Below are 19,560 nucleotides of genomic sequence, written 5' to 3'. Positions count from 1 at the left end.
GATTATTTATTGTAAATTAGATACATGATCACCTTAATACCAAATAAAAATTTAAACACTGTAAAGTATGAAAAAATTAGCAGCAGAATTTATTGGAACATTTTGGCTGGTATTGGGCGGCTGCGGCAGCGCTGTCCTTGCTTGTAATTATCCTGGGGCAGGCATTGGTTTTGCCGGAGTATCCCTCGCTTTTGGCCTAACAGTAGTGACCATGGCTTATGCTATGGGCCATTTCTCTGCACACATGAATCCTGCAGTATCGGTAGGCATGTGGATTGCCGGCCGTATGGAGGGCAAAGACCTGATCCCTTACATTATCACCCAGGTTCTGGGGGGAACCGCTGCAGCAGCCGTTCTCTATGTCATTGTTACGGGAAACGGGAGTTCTATTGGCAGTTTTGCCACAAATGGTTACGGAGATCTTTCTCCTGGTAAGTACAACATGACGGCAGCTCTTCTTACGGAGGTCGTAATGACCTTCATGTTTCTGCTTATTATCTTAGGCGCCACTGATGTCAAAGCACCACAAGGCTTTGCAGGTTTAGGCATCGGGCTCAGTCTAACGCTTATTCACCTAGTGAGTATTCCCGTAACCAATACCTCTGTCAATCCCGCCAGAAGTACCAGCCAGGCTATATTTGTTGGAGGAGAAGCTTTAGGCCAACTCTGGTTATTCTGGGTAGCTCCTATTATTGGTGCAATTTTGGCCGGCGTTCTATACAGGTCAGTATTTGCATCTAAAATTGAGACCAAATAATAGTAATGATTCTGTATTAAAAAAGGGGGATCACCTATTGGTGGCTCCCCTTTTTATTGCAATAACTATTTGTTAACTAAGGCTTAATTCAAAAAAAAACATTATCAAAGCCTATAATTTAAAATTTATTATAACTTTGGATATTGCCTTAGTAATTGTAATTTCTACACTAAGGCTTATTTATAAATAAAAACCAATAAAAATGAGTTTAATAATCGATGTTCATGCGCGGCAAATACTTGACTCCCGCGGCAATCCTACAATTGAAGTAGATGTAATCACAGAAAATGGTGTTCTAGGCCGTGCGGCCGTACCATCTGGTGCTTCTACGGGTATGCACGAGGCAGTGGAGCTTCGTGATAACGATAAGTCTGTATATATGGGTAAGGGTGTTTTAAAAGCCGTTGCCAATGTTAATGACAAGATTGCTGCTGAATTAAGAGGTATAGATGTATTTGAGCAAAATGCCATCGACAACCTGATGATCAAACTGGACGGAACAGAGAACAAAGGTAATTTAGGTGCAAATGCTATTCTTGGTGTTTCTTTAGCTGTTGCTAAAGCTGCTGCTCAGGAAAGCCGTCAGCCTTTATACCGTTACATCGGTGGGGTTAACGCCAATACTTTACCTATCCCTATGATGAATATTGTGAACGGCGGTTCGCACTCTGATGCCCCTATAGCATTCCAGGAATTCATGATCATGCCGGTAGGTGCTTCTTCTTTTTCAGAAGCTTTAAGATGGGGTACTGAAGTATTCCACAACTTAAAAGCAATCCTGCACAGCAGAGGTCTTTCTACTGCTGTAGGTGATGAGGGTGGGTTTGCACCTACTTTTGAAGGTACTGAAGATGCTGTTGAAACCATCATTAAGGCTATAGAAAAAGCAGGCTATAAAGCAGGTGAGCAGATTTGCCTGGCTTTTGATTGTGCAGCTTCAGAGTTTTACAAAGACGGTAAATACGATTATACTAAATTTGAAGGCGATAAAGGTGCCATTCGCACCAGCGCTGAGCAAGTGGACTATCTGGCTAGTTTAGCGGCTAAATATCCAATCATCTCTATTGAAGATGGTATGGCAGAAGATGACTGGGCTGGCTGGAAATTGTTAACCGAAAAAATCGGCGATAAAGTTCAGTTGGTTGGAGATGATTTGTTTGTGACTAACGTTAAACGTTTGCAAACTGGTATAGACCAGGATACTGCAAACTCAATCCTGGTAAAAGTGAACCAAATCGGTTCTTTAACCGAAACCATCAATGCGGTTACTTTAGCACAAACTAATGGTTATACTTCAGTAATGAGTCACAGAAGTGGTGAAACTGAAGATACAACGATTGCTGATCTAGCTGTAGCATTAAACTGCGGTCAAATCAAAACCGGATCTGCTTCACGTTCGGACAGGATTGCAAAATACAACCAGTTGCTTCGTATTGAAGAAGAACTAGGCGCTGCTGCACGTTTCATTGGTAAAGATTTTAAATTCTTCAAGAAATAATTTAAAATCTTCTGTATAAAAAGAAACGGCTCTTATTTTTCAATAAGGGCCGTTTCTTTTTAGTAATTTTACCTTACATTTGTGTCTATGAATCGGTTACTTGATCTTTTCCGCAACAAATACTTCATAGCAGCTGCTGCTTTTGTGGTATGGATGCTGTTCTTTGATAAGAACGACATGCTGTCTCAGTATGAGTACCGGTCAGAAGTAAACAAACTGCAGGAGGAAAAAGATTTCTATGAGAAAGAAACGGCCCATGTAAAGAAAGACCTGAATGAACTAAATACCAATCTGAATACCGCAGAAAAGTTCGCCAGAGAAAAGTACTTTATGAAGAAAGACAACGAGGATGTCTTTGTCATTATCAAAGAAGCTCCTAAAGACTAATAGCCAAATCTTGGCAAAGTGAGCTTATATTTCACTACGATAATCCGAAATACAAAAATAAAGGCAATCACCGTAATCCGGGCCAGATCGTTCCCAACCTTAAAATAGATCAGTCCATAGTATAAAATTCCACCAAGAATACAGGCTGTTGCATAGATTTCTCTTTTAAAGATAAGCGGAATTGTATTTAAAAGCGTATCTCTGATGACGCCCCCAAAACATCCGGTAATGGTACCCAGGGCCACACAAATTCCGGGGCTCAGACCAAACAAAATCCCTTTTTGAATGCCCAGCATGGTAAACAGGCCTAAACCAAGAGAGTCAAAGAGAAAGAGTGTTACCTTAAACTTTTTAATATGTGTTTTGAAAAAGATGGTCGCTATACAGGTGATCAGGATCAGCAGGCAGTAATTGACATCTCTCATCCAGGCTACAGGCGTATCTCCCAATAATAAGTCGCGTACGGTACCACCTCCTATAGAAGTGACAAAAGCGATGATCAGTACGCCAAAGGGATCAAGCCGTCTTTGCATAGCTGCAAAAGAACCGGATATTGCAAAAGCAATTGTACCCAGAATCTCTATGGTTTGTGACGTACTTATTTCCATACTGTTTTAACTAGTGTAAACCGTTTCTCTTTCTCACAAACCATTCTGTACTTAGCAGCACTAAGATCAGTACAAATAACCATTTAAAGTTAATTAATTCTTCATACTTCAGGTCTTCATAACTTAGGGTCTTTATAGTCTCCTTGTTTTTGATTTCTCTGAACAGGTTTTTAAGATCTTCCGGTCCATACATCTTTCCACCAGTTTGTGCAGAGATGGTATATAACAACTGATGATTTGCTGTCGTTTGCTGATATTCAACAAAAAGAGGGTTTACAAAGAATACGCCTTCGGCTGTATATTTCCGACCACCCATTGAAGCCTCTGCGAAATAGGTATAGGTTCCCGGAGGCAACAAGCCAACCTCCAGCTGATAAGCTTTCTCTGATCTTGAAAAGGTAAAATTAAAGACCTTTCCACCTTCATTACGGATCCTAACCGTAACGTCTGGTGTATTTACCGGTTGATAGTTATCATTGTAAAGACTGGCATTTAAAACCACAGACTCATTTTCGTCCACACTTGTTTTTGAGGGATAAACCTTAAATTTACGTTTATCACCTTTAACGGTGAGGTATTGAACCGATTGCAGCACCAGTTGATTTAAAGTTTCAGGCAAATTATTTCTTGCCTCAGTTAGCTTCCATCTCCATAGCCCTTCTCCGATCAGATAACACGATTTAAGCTCGCCAGAGGACATGAAAAACCACAGAGGTACATCAGAACCAATTTTCATTTGTTTTTGGTTCAGCATCGTTAAAGCAACTCCATTGACATTTAATTGTCCATAGGGTATTTGCAGTGGGTCATAACTTTGAATACTCTTTTTTGATGTTTCATTGAGTTCAAAGGTGGTAAAATCAGGATTTACCATTGGGATGCTCTCCTGTAGCCGGTCACCGGGACTGTTGAAACTCACTTGTTGCTGTAGGCGGTTAAAGGCAACAAAGTCAGTTTGCGCGCCGAGAATATACCAAACTGGTCGTTTAGATGCCTGCAGTTTGATGATCAGGGGTACAGCTTTAAACTGACGGTCTGGCAACTGGTAGAGAATTACCAGGCCATAATCATTCACATTAACCGCATCCAGGTCTTTGTTTAAAATGGTTTTCACCTCAAAGTGTTTGTTGGTTTCTATAGCTTGTTTTAAAACCGCCAGATCAGGATGCGGACCGGCAGCAGCTATTAAAACTTTTTGCCTGTCGTCTATAACCTCTACAACGAAATTCTGCGCATTGTTTTGCGTTGATACCTCATTTTTTAATGGGCTCAGTACGACTCTATAGGATCTGGATCCTAGTTTAGCTGCTTTTAGTTTAACCTGTATATTTTTAACAAATGTATTTGCATCAATAATGATTTTCTCTTCATGAACTTTCCCTGCTCCCTCAAAAACAGAAAGCGTCAGCGGTTCACCTTTACTTTCAAAGGCTTGTACCTGTACATCTACACTAAAATCACTACCCAGATAAACCATGTTGTTGTAATTCACATTCGAAATGAGCACATCTCGTTTTGGAATTGTATCTCCGAGAGCAATGGTATATACCGGCGCTTTTAGCTTGTTAACAGCATAGACCGGGTTTCCGCCCCGGTTAAAAATTCCATCTGTTGCTAAAATGACTGCTCCTACATTCCTGTTCAGAAATTCATCATTTAGTTTGTCTACTAAAGCCGAAGCATTTGTTAGTTTTCCTTTGTTAGAAAAATCAAACCCCGTGGCTATATGGTCGCTAAAGTTGTACACGCTTACTTCATAGGTATCGGCAAGCTGATCCGCAAGCTGTTTCAAATCTTGCTCATATTTCTTTTTTACAAATCCTGGAGGTTCAATATGTCCAACTGACAAAGAGTTGTCCTGGGCGATAACAATAACCGGCTTTTCCAGGATATAGGAAATCCGTTTAACCAGTGGCGCACAAAGAAGCCATAAAACCAGCGCTAGTCCAAATCCACGCATACTGGTAAGAAAAATGCGCAATTTAGGGCTCAGGGATCTCGTTTTCCCATATAACAACCAGGCCAGGAGCCCTCCGGCTATGAGGCAACAAATGAGCATCAGCAAATCCTGTAAATGAAAAGAGTTCCCCATAGTATCAGATTCTGTTTAAAAATTAAACAGTCATTAGGGTAAAGATGCTAAAATTTTAAAAATTTGAATGTAACTTGGAAACATAAATAGGCATTACATGAATATTACGTTTAAAATTATATTTCTCCTCAGCATGTCGGGTTCCTTATTCGCACAAAATAGTTTTAAGCAGCAGCAACTTAGCTTTGAAAGGGTAAAAACTGCCTATTCCGATAAATGGAATGGCCTGAAAAAAGATTTAAAAATTAAGGGGATCAACGACGAGTTTCAAATGTATATTGTTGCCTATAAAAATGAGGGAAAACTGGAGGTTTGGTTAAAGAACAAAAACCAATCTACTTACAACTTGTTCAAAAGCTACGAGTTTAGCGCCCATTCTGGTACGCTTGGGCCTAAAATCAAAGAAGGCGATCGACAGACACCCGAAGGCTATTATGCTATAAATGCTTTTAATCCGCAGAGCAATTTTTATTTGTCTTTAGGCGTCAATTATCCAAACCAGGCGGATCTTTTCAGAAGTGGAAAAAATAAACCTGGCGGAGATATCTATATTCATGGAAACCAGGTGACTGTTGGATGTATTCCCTTGACCGACGATAAGATTAAGGAAGTTTATGTATTGGCTACAGAAGCCCGGAATGCCGGGCAGAAGGAAATTCCGGTATCTATCTACCCTTTCCGGATGACCAATGAAAATGTTAAATCAAAATTATCACTGTATCCGCAGCAAAAATTATTCTGGACCAATCTGCAACAGGGGTATGCTTATTTCGTTAGGCATAAAAAACCCCCGGTTGTACAAATTACAAACGGGGGCTATATATTTAAATCTTAGAATTATAGCATACCGCCGCAAACCGACAACACTTGTCCGGTGACGTAAGCGCTCATATCCGAAGCCAGGAAAAGACACACGTTTGCCACGTCCTCTGTTTCTCCAGCCCTTTTCAAAGGGATACCCTGCTCCCATCCTTCTACCACTTTAGGATCCAGTACTTCTGTCATTTCTGTACGGATAAAGCCTGGTGCAACAACATTGGTCCTGATATTTCTGGACCCTAATTCTTTTGCTACTGATTTAGAGAACCCGATAATTCCTGCTTTAGAAGCGGCATAGTTAGCTTGGCCCGCATTGCCCTGTACACCAACTACTGAACTCAGGTTTACAAAAACACCTTTACGGTTCTTCATCATGATTTTAGAGGCGGCCTTGGTAATGTTGAATACAGACTTTAGGTTCACATCAATCACTTCATCCCAGTTTTCTTCGCTCATTCGCATCAGCAAACCGTCTTTGGTAATTCCTGCATTGTTAACCACAATATCAACTGTTCCAAAGTCAGCTACGATATCACTGATCAGTTTTTCTGCCTGATCAAATTTAGAAGCATCTGAACGGTAGCCTTTAACTGTTGTTCCATATGCTTTTAACTCTTGCTCCAATGCTTCTCCCTTTTCAACAGAAGACAAGTAGGTAAATGCAACGTGAGCGCCTTGTTCAGCAAACTTTTCCGCTATCTTGCGGCCAATTCCTTTAGAAGCACCTGTAATTAGTGCTGTTTTTCCTTCTAGTAATTTCATCAGTATATATTTGTTGTTTATCGGTGATGACGCTATCATGCATGTCTATTCATGGTGTTTGTGAGTGTAAACTCATGATGGTTTCATTACAAATGTTTGGTTATATGAATTTAGTTCTTATTTGATTTTATGGCCGGCTCCTGCTGACTTAAACAATGGAAACTACCCAAGCCCCAGATAATATCTGTTGAATCTATACCTACTACCGTTCTGTCTGGAAATACCTTTTGAATAATATCCAAAGCTATCGAATCATTCACATCTCTGAAAGTAGGTACCACAACAGATTTATTAGCAATATAGAAATTGGCATAAGAGGCTGGTAAGCGCGTGTCCTCATGAATTACTGGTGACGGCATGGGCAGCTCGACAATATTCAATGGTTTACCATTGAGCAAACGCATTTCTTTCAGCGCTTCCAGGTTTTCCTGTAACAGAAGGTAGTTTTCATCCAGCGGATTACTTTCTACAACGGTCAATACCGTATTCTCGTTTACAAACCTGGTGATATCGTCAATATGTCCATCGGTGTCGTCTCCAACGATCCCATCTCCGAGCCATAATATCTGTTCCGCGCCATAAAATGATTTGAGGTAAGCTTCTATTTGTTCTTTATTTAAATGAGGATTACGATTTTCATTTAACAAGCATGCAGTTGTTGTTAAAATAGTACCTGCACCATTGAATTCAACAGAACCGCCTTCCATAACAATATCCGGAGTGTACAAAGGCAAGTTGAAATGCTCGGCTATCTTAGTTGGAATTACATCATCTAGATCAAATGGAGGATACTTGCCGCCCCAGGCATTATAACCCCAGTCTACAACAGCTTTCTGCGTACCATCATTATTCAGCAAGAAAGCAGGTCCGTGGTCCCGGCACCAGGCATCATTTGTAGGATGAAAATAAAATTCAATATTAGCTAAATCTGCACCTGCCTTCTCTAATTCTGCAGTAGCAAAAGCTTTTGTAGCTTCATCATTAATATTAATCCGTACTTTCTCTCCTTCTGCAACAATTTTTATAAATGCGCAATAAGGCGCATAAATTGTTTCTATCTTTCCTGGCCATGAAGCTTCCTTATGTGGCCAGCTTAGCCAGGTTGCCTCATGCGGAGCCCATTCTGCAGGAAAGGTAAATCCTGCTTGCTTTGGACTATCCTTAAATAGATTCGTCATCTATATATCTTTTTGTAATTTGTGAATAACTATCAATTCGTCTGTCTCTTAAAAAAGGCCAGTGCGTTCTGTAGCTGTCTGAATTGGACAGATCCAGTTCTACTACTTTTAATTCTTCTGCATTATGGGAAGCCTGGTACAAAAGGGTTCCAAAAGGATTGGATACGAAAGATCCTCCCCAAAACTCGACCCCTGCTTCTTCTCCAACGCGATTAATGCTAACCACTGGGACCCCATTAGCAATTGCATGGGAGCGCTGTATAGTCTGCCAGGCATTATATTGTTCTTTATTGGTTTCACTATCCTGTGTTGTTGCCCAGCCTATTGCGGTTGGATACACCAGGAAGTCTGCCCCCATTAAAGCCGTTAAGCGGGCCGCTTCCGGATACCATTGATCCCAGCATATTAAAACCCCGATCTTCGCAAATTTGGTTTTGAATACTTTATAACCTAAATCACCTGGGGTGAAATAGAATTTTTCATAAAAACCTGGATCATCCGGAATATGCATTTTACGATACTTACCCAGGTAAGTTCCATCTGCATCTAAAACTGCAGTTGTATTGTGATACAATCCTTCAGCTCTTTTCTCGAACAGAGAGGCCACAATAACCACATTCAGTTCAGCTGCTACTTTAGAAAGCACATCTGTTGACGGACCCGGAATCGCTTCTGCAAGTTTAAAGTTCTCGTAGTTCTCTTCGTCACAAAAATAAAGAGAGGTGAATAGTTCCTGTAAACAAACTACCTGTGCACCCTGTGCTGCTATTTCACGAATTTTAACAATCGCTTTATCTAAATTTTCCTGTTTATTACTGGTACAGCTCATCTGCACCAATCCAACTTGTACTTTAGCCATTCTTCAAAAAATTATACTGCAAAGTTAACCAAAAAGGTTGAAGCTAAAAGGATAAACCTGAAAGCCTTGGCCTGCCCAGGAGAGATCACATCTTCAAGGGATTATAGTTAAGATCTATACCTCCTATACAATAGTTTATTTATCTAAAAATTAACAATAAAGAAAATAAACACCGCAAAAGAAAAAACACATATTCAACTGTATTTCAGCTATAAAAATATAAATACCGATTTTAGCAAGATATTTCGTATTTTATATTTTATCCAAAGTAAATCTTAATAAAAAAATAAAGAAGAATTTGTTTCTTTTTTATTTTTTTATTAAGTTTAATCAACATAACCAAATATAGTTGATTAGATATGCCTGCGCCTACTGAAAAAAGTCAACAACTGAGAGCGGAGATCATCAAAGAACTCTACCATAAAAAGGTACTCTCTCTAAAAGAATTAAGTGAACTTACCAAGAAAAGTTTACCGCTGGTCACCTCTGTGGTGAACAGCCTCATCGAAGAAGAATACATTATAGAGCAAGGTTTAGCGCCCTCCACAGGAGGACGAAGACCACACCTCTTCTTACTAAATCATCAAAAACAAAAATTCCTGGTGGCTGTAGCCATGGATCAGATGATTAGCCAAATGGCGATTTATGACCTTTCCGGCCAGCCCGTTTATGGTGTAAAACAGATTACCCTGGATATATCATCGCCTGAGGCAACAAACACTTTGACTGAATTTATAGAAAGAAACATACAACAATCGGGACTGGACTATAAAGACATCTTGGGTGTTGGAATTGGTATGCCTGGATTTGTTAATGAAGCCGAAGGAATAAATGAATCTTATTTAATTGTAGAAGGCTCCAATCTCCGGGATATTTTAACTCTAAGATTAAAGCTACCTGTTTACCTGGATAATGACTCCAGTTTAATAGCTATGGCTGAATTACGTTTTGGGGCCTCCGTAGGCAAAAAGGATGTCATGGTAGTTAATATAGGGTGGGGTACCGGCCTTGGGATTATTGTTGACGGAAAACTTTATAGGGGTAGTACGGGCTATGCTGGTGAATTTAGCCATATCCCTTTGTCAAATTCCAACAACCTATGTGCCTGCGGAAAAAGAGGCTGCCTGGAGGTGGATACTTCTCTGCTGGTGATGGTAGACAAAGCTAAAAAAGAGATATCCGGTGGAGCTGCATCAAGCATGCAGCAATTATTTAATGATAATGCGAAAGAGTCAGCAGAACATTTCCTTGATGCGGTAGTCAAACAGGATCCACTGGCAGTATCCATATTGTCTGGTGCTGCTTTCCAGATTGGAAAGGGATTGGCCGTACTTATCCACATTATGAACCCAGAGCAGATTGTTTTAAGCGGAAGAGGTGCCCGGGCCGGAAAAATGCTTTTACCTTCTATACAACAAGCTATTAATGAATTTTGTATTCCAAGAATTTCTGAACAAACGCAGATTGCTTTGTCAAAACTTGGAGACCAGGCAGAATTGCTCGCCGCAGCAAGTTTACTTGTAGAAAAAAGTCAATTTAACTAAACGCATAACCAAAGTTAAACCAATGCCTATGCAAAAATAAAAACTCCATCCGACACATCCTACCTGTTACAACGAGACTAAAACTAAACTTAACCTTTAAAGCAATGAAAAAAATATACTTAATGTACTTAAGTGCCATGCTATTAAGTTTTCTAACTATAGCTGCTTATGGACAAAATAAGATTACCGGAACGGTAAAAGATGCTGCAGGCCCTTTACCTGGAGTAAGTGTGTTGATCAAAGGTACCTCAAATGCAACTCAAACAAATGCCACAGGAAAATTTTTGATTTCGGCACCCCCCAATTCTACTTTAGTATTTAGCGCGATCGGATATAAACGACAGGAAGTTACACCAACAGGCAATACAGTAGATATTTTACTTGTAGAAGATCAGAGCACATTGAATGAAGTTGTTGTAACAGCATTGGGTATTAAGAGAGAAGCTCGTTCGATAGGTTATTCTGCACAAACGGTTTCCGGTGCCACGATGAACGAAGCAAACCCACCCAGCATTGCTCTGGGTTTACAGGGGAAATCTGCCGGTTTGAATATCTCTGTACCAAACGGTGTAGAAGGGAGCTCCTCCCGCATTATCATTCGCGGCAACAACAGCTTACTGGGCAACAACCAACCCTTAATTGTTGTTGATGGCGTAATGGTAGATAATGAACCAATCATGCAAAAGGGGAATAATCTTTCCGCCCAAAATTTCACAGGGAATAATACTGATGTAAAATCCTCTCAGGGTACAGATTATGGCTCATTTCTGAACACAGTAAACCCGGATGATGTAGAAAGCATTAACGTGCTAAAAGGGCCTACCGCAGCAGCACTATATGGTGCAAGGGGAGCAAATGGGGTAATCCTGATTACGACAAAAAAGGGAGGAAAAGAAAAAGGTCTGGGGATAACCTACAATTTTTCCAACCGCTGGAACGATCCTTATCGATTTGTCAAAATGCAGGATCAATACGGAAGCGGCATGACAGAAACCCTATATTCTGCAAACCCGGCATTCTATAAAGATACCAATGGCAAAGACAGGCAATTCACAGAAAATGATCAATATGGCCCGCATGCCAATATCCCTGGTGGAAACCCGTTTTATACCTACATTGGCTTTCCCGGAGACGGTGCTTCCTGGGGACCGAAAATGAATGGGCAACCTTTGGTTTGGTGGGACGGATCTACACAGCCCTATACTGGTAATTCCAATATTTTTAAAAGCTTTTATAAAACTGGGCATACCACTACACACAATGTTGCTTTCTCCGGCGCTGGTGATGTTGGTACGCTGCGATTTTCTTACACCAATACAGCAAATGATGCCATAACCTATAACAGCAATTCCAATCAGAATGTCTTTAATCTGGGTTCTTCCATTAATGTCAGCAAAAAGGTAAAAGTAGAGGCGACCACCAGCTACACCAATTTGAAAAGACTTAATGTTCCCAATACCACTGGATATGATCAGGATGGGAATGCTGTACCAAGTACTGGCTATATCACGATGTATGGATTGCCGGCAGACTATAAACCACTGGAAAGAGGTCTTACTTACAACTCGGATGGATCACAGAATACAAATACAGTGAACAACAGTCCCTATCCAAGTATGGGGATGCAGAATTACTGGTGGACTACGATGGAAAACAATCAGACCTACACTCAGAATCAGTTACTTGGATCTGTCAAGTTAACCGCCGAATTACTTCCCTGGTTAAACGCAACAGGCCATGCCGGTGTCAATTACTACACCAATCAATTCGAGAACAGAAATAAACCTACAGATTCTGAGGGATTAGCAGGAGGCTCCTACTCTAATGACTTATCTAAAGTAACCACTGTTAACTTCGATGGAATGTTTACAGCCCATAAAGATGATCTGTTTAAAGATCTGGATGCGAGTTTTACTGGAGGGGCCAGCAATTATCATTACAAATTATACGATCTGTATGCTAAGAATCCAGGCCCATTTCTCTATCCATTTACCTATAATTTAACAAATTATGCGGGTACCAACCCTTTTCCATTACCTACGGAAAACAGATCGGAAAGTGAGATCAATTCCGTTTATGGAATCTTAAATTTAACCTATAAAAAATACCTGTTCCTGGAATTAACCGGACGGAATGACTGGTCTTCTACTCTGCCTAAATCTAATCTTTCCTTTTTCTACCCCTCTGCCAGTTTAAGTTTCGTCTTTACTGATGCTTTAAAAATGGATGCGGTTAAAAATTGGTTAAGTTTCGGAAAACTCCGTTTTGCAGCGTCCAGCAGTGCCAACGGAACCATTCCTTACCAAACTATTTTCAATTATACTCAGCCTACTCTTGGTGGTTTTATCAGCGGTTTAACTGTGCCTTCTATATTACCTGCACTGCTTCTTCCTCCTCAAAAAGCCAGATCTTTTGAGATCGGTACGGATCTGGGCTTTTTTGGCAACAGAATCAATTTAAACCTTTCTTATTACAATATCTATTCATATGATCAGATTCTTCCGGTCAATATCGCTACCTCTTCTGGTTCGGATCGTGTAGTGATCAACAGCGGTGCCCTGAGAAATAAAGGTTTTGAATTTATAATCAATGCAAAAGCAGTCCAAAGCACTAATTTCAGCTGGGACATCACGGTAAACGGAGCGCACAATCAAAATAAAGTTGTTTCTATCGCACCAGATGTAGACCAGATTCCTCTTGGTTCATGGTTTGGGGGTAATGGTGTCAATATGAATGCTCGCGTTGGTGACAATTATGGAACTATTTATGGCTATGATTATACCTATGATAAAAACGGGCAAAAGATTGTAAATAACATCACCGATGCGAGTGGAAATGTAATCGGCTCCCAGTACGTACCAACTTCATCAGTAGTTAAAATCGGAAATTCGACACCTAAACTCACCGGAGGAATATCCAATACTTTCCGTTATAAAAATTTCAGCTTATATGTATCTACCGATTTCAAAGTAGGTGGTCAGATCTGGTCTGCAGATTATTCATCTATGATGGGACAGGGAATGGCACCGGAAACTCTTTTTGAAAGAAACGGAGGAGGCCTGCCTTATACCTTTCCTGATGGTACCAAGGCAAATGTTGGGGTCATTTTACCTGGTGTGACTGCCGACGGAAATCCCAATACTGCAGTGGTCAACTCTTGGTGGAAATATGCTGGAAATTACCAATCCTGGAGCAATGTTCCGTTGGTAAGAAGCAACGCCATATTTACCAACAGCTGGGGCAAATTAAGAGAAGTAAACTTTACCTATAAAGTACCGGATAAAGTGATACAAAGAACGAAAGTGGTACAGAATTTATCCATTTCTTTAATTGGAAGGGACCTGTTCTATTTGTTCACTACCCTACCTGACCACCTGAACCCCGAGGGGGTTAATGGAACAGGTAATGTGCAAGGTATACAATGGGGACAGTTACCAGGCGTGCGCTCATTTGGACTATCCCTAAAAGCAGGTTTTTAAGAACTCATTTAATAACTTATTTTATGAAACAGACAAGAAATAGTACAACCAGGAGGATCTTGGCTATCCTGATGGTTTTTGGAACTTTTGTTTCCTGTACTAAAAATTTCGAAAAAATAAACACACCCTGGAATGGTTCAACTACAGCCAGTCCCCAGCAGTTGTACACTGGTTTTTTAAGTAATTTATTTACAACTTATGGAGATCAGGCCACCATGAACGGCTGGTGGTATCCCCTTTCGCAACAAGGTGCGGTTTATACCAGATCTGATTATTCCTATGATGGCGGTCCGGCAAGTGAATGGACTAATTTTTACCACAATCTTTCCAATTACAATACGATGATGGATGTGATCTCAGCTAGACCTGATTCTGCGACCTTTACCAATTTAAAGGCGATGATGAGGGTGCTCCGGGCCTATCAAGCCATCAAATTGACTAACTTTTATGGAGATATGCCTTATTTCAAAGCAGGGTTCGCCTACAACGGTAATTCTGCCAATTATAAAGTCGCCTACGACAAACAACAAGCTATTTATGTGGCTTGCCTGAACGACCTTGTCTGGGCGATTAACCATTTCTCTGCATCAGACGGATCACAGGTATCACTGGGATCTGCTGATCTCATTCTGCAAAACAATATACCGCAATGGATAAAATTCGCGAATTCCTTTCGCTTACGTGTCGCTTTAACAATGTATGACAAAGATCAAGCCGATGCAACGCCACATATTGCCGACGCTTTAAATAAGCCGTTATTATCCGATTATTCGACAGACAATGTTGGTTTCTATCCATCAAATGTTCCGAACCTGGATTTGGGCGGCAGAGAATTTTCTTTTGGACAGGAATGCCGTTTACGCATGGGTACCACCATGTGGAAACTCATGTCTAGCAACAATAATCTGGACGGAAGTGGAATTTTTGATTTGAGGTGCAAAATATTTTTTGAGCCCAATAATGCCGGTCAGTGGAATCCATTTCCACAAAATCCAACCTCTGGCTCCATTACCGATGGCGGAGATCCATACAACAAAGGCATAAGAGATAAAGACTGGGCAAATAAAAATGGCAACGGGAATCCTCCAACAGTTAACAACTATGCAGACTTCAATTATTACTGGGGTCGGGATAAGAATATTCCTGAATTATTTATGACGGCTGCCGAAGTACATTTCTTAAAAGCAGAAGTTTATATTCGTGGTATTGCAGGCGTTGGAATGAACCCCTCCACAGCCCAAACAGAATATAATGCGGGAATTGCCGCCTCCCTAAATTTCTGGACGCAACAGGCAATGAACTCACAGGTATGGGTAGTCAATAAACCAACTGGCCTGCCAAGTTCAGCGGATATTACAGCTTATCAGCAAAATTCGGCAGTACGTTTCGATTCTGCTAACCCAAACAATGCCTTAACACAGATCTATGCACAGGAATGGATAGACTTGTTCCGTCAACCCTGGGAAGCCTGGACCTTAATGAGAAGAACGGGAGGAAAAACCCCTATGGAGGCCAGCAACTCTAGTTATTACACCCAGACTTATGGAAGCTACCAACGTGTTCAGTACCCTTCTACAGAGCAGGATTACAACTTTAACAATTGGAAAGCTGCAACTAGCGGAGGTGACCTCATGAGTACAAAACTTTGGATAACAAAATAAATCCTTGTAAAGTGAAGGCCTCAGAATCTGATTCTGAGGCCTTTATATTTAGCTCATAATTTTAAACAAAGATCTATTAAATGCTGAGATTTCCCTTATACTCCTCCTGCAATTCAAAAAGGCATTTAGCACATAAACAGCCATCATACAGTTCACTTATATACTGTACCTCATTTAAATCCAGCTGAACAACACTGCATTGACACTTTGTGTAGGCATTTGCCTTACACTCGATAGGTGTGCCGCAGCGTTCACAGGGTATGATCTCGTGTTTAGTCATTTTTACAAAGATACATGATGTGGTACAAATGCCTGTTCCGCAAAAAGAAAATGACAAATTAAAGATTGTGCTTTAAACATAAAAAAGGAGTAAGAAATGCATCTTACTCCTGATTGTATAATTGAAAATTTATATAAACTATCCTGAACAGCTAATGCAGCCCTCTTCCATAGTACATACCGGTCCTTCAATAATCTCCTCAGCACTTGTTTCAATATGCGCAGGAATAACAGGCTCCATGTTCTTACCAGCCTGATTTTCTACTGTAAATTTAACAGCTTGAGAAGCAGCCTGTGTACGCAGATAATACATACCTGTTTTTAAGCCTTTTTTCCATGCATAGAAATGCATTGAAGTTAACTTAGATGTATTTGGTGCATTGATAAACAGATTCAGTGACTGAGACTGGCAAATATAAGCACCACGGTCTGCAGCCATGTCAATAATGCTGCGCATCTTGATTTCCCAAACCGTTTTATACAGTTCTTTAATATAATCAGGGATCTCTGCAATATCCTGGATAGAACCATTAGCTAAAATGATCCTGTCTTTCATTGCAGGAGTCCATAGACCTAAAGCAACTAAATCTTTTAATAAATGCTTATTTACAACGATGAATTCTCCGCTCAATACCCTTCTGGTATAGATATTAGACGTATAAGGCTCAAAGCACTCGTTGTTGCCTAAAATCTGAGAAGTAGAAGCAGTTGGCATTGGGGCAACTAAAAGAGAGTTATAAACACCATTTTTTACTACTTTTTCACGTAAAGTTTCCCAATCCCAACGGTTACTATCCGGTTGTACATTCCAAAGATCAAACTGGAATTTACCTTTAGACAATGGAGAACCTTCAAAAGTCTGATAAGGACCATGTTTAACAGCCAGATCATGAGAAGCATTCATGGCCGCAAAATAGATCGTTTCAAAGATCTCTTTGTTCAGGATTTTCGCCCCCTCACTCTCAAATGGCAAACGCATCAGAATAAAAGCATCAGCCAATCCCTGAACACCTAGACCGATAGGTCTGTGGCGCATGTTAGAATTTTTCGCTTCTTCTACCGGGTAGTAGTTATGATCGATGATCTTATTCAGGTTTAAGGTCGCCTGATAAGTTACATCATATAATTTTTGATGATCAAACTCACCATTGATGACATATCTTGGTAAAGCCAAAGAAGCCAGGTTACATACAGCAACCTCGTCTTTAGAAGTATATTCTATAATCTCAGTACACAAGTTGGAACTTTTTATGGTACCCAGGTTCTGCTGATTAGATTTACTATTTGCAGCATCTTTATACAGCAAATAAGGTGTACCAGTTTCAATTTGTGAATCCAGGATAGCAAACCAAAGTTCCTGTGCTTTAATTGTTTTACGTGCACGGCCTTCTTTTTCATAGCGCTCATATAAAGCATCAAACTCTTCGCCAAAGCAATCGGCCAAGCCTGGTGCTTCATGCGGACAGAATAAACTCCAATCGCCATTTTCCTCTACACGTCTCATAAACAAATCACAAACCCATAAGGCATAGAACAGATCACGCGCACGCAGCTCTTCTTTACCATGATTTTTACGTAAGTCAAGGAAACTGAAAACATCTGCATGCCAGGGCTCCAGGTAAATAGCAAAAGCACCTTTACGTTTACCTCCACCCTGATCTACATAACGGGCAGTATCATTAAACACCTTCAACATCGGTACAATACCATTACTGGTTCCATTGGTTCCTCCAATATAAGAGCCTGTAGCACGGATATTATGAATACTTAAGCCAATACCTCCAGCACTTTGAGAAATCTTAGCAGTCTGTTTTAATGTATCGTAAATTCCTTCAATACTATCATCCTGCATGGTTAACAAAAAGCAGGAAGACATTTGAGGTTTAGGTGTAGCCGCATTAAATAAAGTTGGTGTAGCGTGCGTAAACCAACGCTCACTCATTAAGTTATAGGTGGCGATTGCGCTCTCTATATCTCCTTTGTGGATTCCCACAGAAACGCGCATAAACAAGTGCTGTGGACGTTCTACGATCTGCCCTTCGATTTTTAAAAGATATGATTTTTCCAGTGTTTTAAATCCAAAATAATCAAATCCAAAATCACGGTCATAGATAATTGTGCTATCCAGGATATCAGCATTTTCTTTGATCACTTCCCAAACGTCATCAGCGATCAGCGAAGCTGATTTACCTGTCTTTTCATCTACATAATTGTACAGCATTTCCATTGTTTTGGAAAATGACTTAGTTGTGTTTTTATGTAGGTTAGAAACCGCTATCCGGGAAGCCAACAAAGCATAATCAGGATGCTTTGTGGTTAAAGAGGCAGCAGTTTCAGCAGCCAGATTGTCTAGTTCAGACGTTGTTACTCCGTCATATAAACCTTCAATTACTTTCTTGGCTACGTCAATCGGATCAACCAGTTCCGCGTTAAAACCATAGCATAACTTCTCAATCCGAGCAGTTATCTTATCAAATCTTACCGCTTCCTTGCGGCCATCTCTTTTTTGTACAAACATATTTTTCCGGGTATTTGATTGGTGCGTATCAAATTGTTGAAAGCAATTTTACAGCGGCACCGGTTTTCTTTAATTCGTTAATTATGTATGGCTTCAGCCATTGTGTTAAAAGTCATCATCAAGAGAGAAAGCTGAGGCTTTATCTTCTGTAGAGGTCAGTACACCGCTTTTTTGATAATCACCAACACGTTTTTCAAAGAAATTCGTTTTGCCCTGCAGAGAAATCATCTCCATAAAATCAAACGGATTGGTTGTATTATATATTTTGCTATACCCCAACTCTTGTAACCAGCGGTCTGCAACAAACTCAATATACTGTGACATCAGTTTCGCATTCATTCCAATCAGGGCAACAGGTAAGGCATCAGTAATGAACTCTTTTTCAATCTCTACAGCATCGCTGATGATACCATGTACAACCTCTTCGCTCAATCTGTTTTTCAACATTTTGTATAGCAGGCAGGCAAATTCACAATGCATACCTTCATCTCTGGATATCAACTCATTACTAAATGTCAATCCAGGCATCAGACCTCTTTTCTTTAACCAGAAAATAGAACAGAAGCTTCCGCTAAAGAATATACCTTCTACTGCAGCAAAAGCGACCAGTCTTTCGGCAAAGTCACCGCCCTCAATCCAGCGCAACGCCCATTCTGCCTTTCTTTTTACACAAGGCACCGTTTCAACTGCATGGAATAGCCTATCTTTCTCTTCAGGATCTTTAATATAGGTGTCAATCAGCAATGCATAAGTTTCTGAGTGTATATTCTCCATCATAATCTGGAAACCATAGAAACAGCGTGCCTCAGGTAACTGCACCTCACTCATAAAATTAACAGCCAGGTTTTCATTTACGATACCATCACTCGCCGCGAAAAAAGCAAGTATATGAGAAATGAAGTGACGCTCACCATCATTCAAATTATCCCAGTGTTTCTGATCATCTGAAAGGTCAATCTCTTCAGCAGTCCAGAAGCTGGCCTCACTCTTCTTATACATTTCCCAGATAGCCGGATATTTAATAGGCAAAAGGACAAAACGATCCTTATTTTCTTTCAATAGTACTTCTTCTTCCTGCATAAGCATTTCTTTTTAATGAGTGATTAATATATAGTAGAT

Annotated in this window: 15 protein-coding genes; 7 read left to right on the top strand and 8 right to left on the bottom strand. The window is 40.3% G+C overall.

Annotated features, from left to right (window positions below; genetic code table 11):
- The first annotated feature begins 67 nt into the window (after positions 1-67).
- From aqpZ to DBR11_RS02085, 3 genes are all read left to right on the top strand, one after another.
- A complete protein-coding gene (gene aqpZ / locus DBR11_RS02095; RefSeq protein ID WP_108549954.1) occupies positions 68-757 on the top strand; it encodes an aquaporin Z in 690 nt (229 codons plus the stop codon).
- A 202-nt stretch (positions 758-959) separates the two neighbouring features.
- Entirely contained in the window at positions 960-2,255 is a 1,296-nt protein-coding gene (eno, locus tag DBR11_RS02090; RefSeq protein WP_108549953.1) for a phosphopyruvate hydratase, read from the top strand.
- An 87-nt stretch (positions 2,256-2,342) separates the two neighbouring features.
- On the top strand, positions 2,343-2,642 hold the full coding sequence (locus tag DBR11_RS02085; RefSeq protein WP_108549952.1) for a septum formation initiator family protein: 300 nt from the start codon (positions 2,343-2,345) through the stop codon (positions 2,640-2,642).
- Here DBR11_RS02085 and DBR11_RS02080 read toward each other — a convergent pair.
- Together DBR11_RS02080 and DBR11_RS02075 are read right to left on the bottom strand one after the other, a co-directional pair.
- Entirely contained in the window at positions 2,639-3,250 is a 612-nt protein-coding gene (locus DBR11_RS02080; protein ID WP_108549951.1) for a trimeric intracellular cation channel family protein, read from the bottom strand. The two genes, DBR11_RS02085 and DBR11_RS02080, sit on opposite strands and share 4 nt — an antisense overlap.
- A gap of 10 nt (positions 3,251-3,260) precedes the next feature.
- Positions 3,261-5,342, bottom strand: coding sequence for a hypothetical protein (locus DBR11_RS02075; protein ID WP_108549950.1), 2,082 nt, complete (start codon positions 5,340-5,342; stop codon positions 3,261-3,263).
- Between the two features lie 97 nt (positions 5,343-5,439).
- Between DBR11_RS02075 and DBR11_RS02070 the strand changes: the two genes are divergently transcribed.
- The gene (locus DBR11_RS02070) at positions 5,440-6,177 is read left to right on the top strand and encodes a murein L,D-transpeptidase family protein (protein WP_108549949.1); all 738 of its coding nucleotides are present in this window, start codon (positions 5,440-5,442) and stop codon (positions 6,175-6,177) included.
- A gap of 2 nt (positions 6,178-6,179) precedes the next feature.
- On the opposite strand, the gene fabG is transcribed toward DBR11_RS02070, so the two are convergent.
- The 3 genes from fabG to DBR11_RS02055 form a co-directional block, all read right to left on the bottom strand.
- A complete protein-coding gene (fabG, locus tag DBR11_RS02065) occupies positions 6,180-6,923 on the bottom strand; it encodes a 3-oxoacyl-[acyl-carrier-protein] reductase (RefSeq protein ID WP_108549957.1) in 744 nt (247 codons plus the stop codon).
- Positions 6,924-7,033: 110 nt separating this feature from the next.
- Positions 7,034-8,101, bottom strand: a complete 1,068-nt coding sequence (locus DBR11_RS02060; protein WP_108549948.1) for an agmatine/peptidylarginine deiminase — start codon at positions 8,099-8,101, stop codon at positions 7,034-7,036.
- The gene (locus tag DBR11_RS02055; RefSeq protein ID WP_108549947.1) at positions 8,085-8,960 is read right to left on the bottom strand and encodes a carbon-nitrogen hydrolase; all 876 of its coding nucleotides are present in this window, start codon (positions 8,958-8,960) and stop codon (positions 8,085-8,087) included. Before DBR11_RS02055 ends, DBR11_RS02060 begins: the two co-directional genes overlap by 17 nt.
- A 359-nt stretch (positions 8,961-9,319) precedes the next feature.
- On the opposite strand from DBR11_RS02055, the gene DBR11_RS02050 reads away from it, so the two are divergent.
- The 3 genes from DBR11_RS02050 (at position 9,320) to DBR11_RS02040 (ending at position 15,644) form a co-directional block, all read left to right on the top strand.
- Positions 9,320-10,504 (top strand): ROK family protein, encoded by a 1,185-nt coding sequence (locus DBR11_RS02050; RefSeq protein WP_108549946.1) that lies wholly within the window; start codon positions 9,320-9,322, stop codon positions 10,502-10,504.
- Between the two features lie 104 nt (positions 10,505-10,608).
- Positions 10,609-13,983, top strand: a complete 3,375-nt coding sequence (locus tag DBR11_RS02045; RefSeq protein WP_233260615.1) for a SusC/RagA family TonB-linked outer membrane protein — start codon at positions 10,609-10,611, stop codon at positions 13,981-13,983.
- A 23-nt stretch (positions 13,984-14,006) separates the two neighbouring features.
- Positions 14,007-15,644, top strand: a complete 1,638-nt coding sequence (locus DBR11_RS02040; RefSeq protein ID WP_158275188.1) for a SusD/RagB family nutrient-binding outer membrane lipoprotein — start codon at positions 14,007-14,009, stop codon at positions 15,642-15,644.
- 76 nt (positions 15,645-15,720) lie between these two features.
- Here the strand turns inward: DBR11_RS02040 and DBR11_RS02035 are convergent, their stop codons facing one another.
- The 3 genes from DBR11_RS02035 to DBR11_RS02025 form a co-directional block, all read right to left on the bottom strand.
- Entirely contained in the window at positions 15,721-15,924 is a 204-nt protein-coding gene (locus DBR11_RS02035) for a cysteine-rich CWC family protein (protein ID WP_108549944.1), read from the bottom strand.
- Between the two features lie 138 nt (positions 15,925-16,062).
- Entirely contained in the window at positions 16,063-18,441 is a 2,379-nt protein-coding gene (locus DBR11_RS02030) for a ribonucleoside-diphosphate reductase subunit alpha (protein ID WP_108549943.1), read from the bottom strand.
- Positions 18,442-18,546: 105 nt separating this feature from the next.
- A complete protein-coding gene (locus DBR11_RS02025; protein ID WP_108549955.1) occupies positions 18,547-19,521 on the bottom strand; it encodes a ribonucleoside-diphosphate reductase small subunit in 975 nt (324 codons plus the stop codon).
- Between the last annotated feature and the right edge of the window lie 39 nt (positions 19,522-19,560).

This window comes from Pedobacter sp. HMWF019 (assembly GCF_003061025.1).
Lineage (GTDB): Bacteria > Bacteroidota > Bacteroidia > Sphingobacteriales > Sphingobacteriaceae > Pedobacter.
This window is presented reverse-complemented; position numbering and strand designations above follow the sequence as displayed.

What these genes read in the sequence shown, in the direction of transcription:
- aqpZ (WP_108549954.1), top strand. Translation starts at nt 68, where the DNA reads ATGAAAAAATTAGCAGCAGAATTTATTGGAACATTTTGGCTGGTATTG.
- DBR11_RS02025 (WP_108549955.1), bottom strand. Translation starts at nt 19,521, where the DNA reads ATGCAGGAAGAAGAAGTACTATTGAAAGAAAATAAGGATCGTTTTGTC.
- DBR11_RS02045 (WP_233260615.1), top strand. Translation starts at nt 10,609, where the DNA reads ATGAAAAAAATATACTTAATGTACTTAAGTGCCATGCTATTAAGTTTT.
- eno (WP_108549953.1), top strand. Translation starts at nt 960, where the DNA reads ATGAGTTTAATAATCGATGTTCATGCGCGGCAAATACTTGACTCCCGC.
- DBR11_RS02060 (WP_108549948.1), bottom strand. Translation starts at nt 8,101, where the DNA reads ATGACGAATCTATTTAAGGATAGTCCAAAGCAAGCAGGATTTACCTTT.
- DBR11_RS02035 (WP_108549944.1), bottom strand. Translation starts at nt 15,924, where the DNA reads ATGACTAAACACGAGATCATACCCTGTGAACGCTGCGGCACACCTATC.
- DBR11_RS02085 (WP_108549952.1), top strand. Translation starts at nt 2,343, where the DNA reads ATGAATCGGTTACTTGATCTTTTCCGCAACAAATACTTCATAGCAGCT.
- DBR11_RS02075 (WP_108549950.1), bottom strand. Translation starts at nt 5,342, where the DNA reads ATGGGGAACTCTTTTCATTTACAGGATTTGCTGATGCTCATTTGTTGC.
- DBR11_RS02040 (WP_158275188.1), top strand. Translation starts at nt 14,007, where the DNA reads ATGAAACAGACAAGAAATAGTACAACCAGGAGGATCTTGGCTATCCTG.
- DBR11_RS02070 (WP_108549949.1), top strand. Translation starts at nt 5,440, where the DNA reads ATGAATATTACGTTTAAAATTATATTTCTCCTCAGCATGTCGGGTTCC.
- DBR11_RS02080 (WP_108549951.1), bottom strand. Translation starts at nt 3,250, where the DNA reads ATGGAAATAAGTACGTCACAAACCATAGAGATTCTGGGTACAATTGCT.
- DBR11_RS02030 (WP_108549943.1), bottom strand. Translation starts at nt 18,441, where the DNA reads ATGTTTGTACAAAAAAGAGATGGCCGCAAGGAAGCGGTAAGATTTGAT.
- DBR11_RS02050 (WP_108549946.1), top strand. Translation starts at nt 9,320, where the DNA reads ATGCCTGCGCCTACTGAAAAAAGTCAACAACTGAGAGCGGAGATCATC.
- DBR11_RS02055 (WP_108549947.1), bottom strand. Translation starts at nt 8,960, where the DNA reads ATGGCTAAAGTACAAGTTGGATTGGTGCAGATGAGCTGTACCAGTAAT.
- fabG (WP_108549957.1), bottom strand. Translation starts at nt 6,923, where the DNA reads ATGAAATTACTAGAAGGAAAAACAGCACTAATTACAGGTGCTTCTAAA.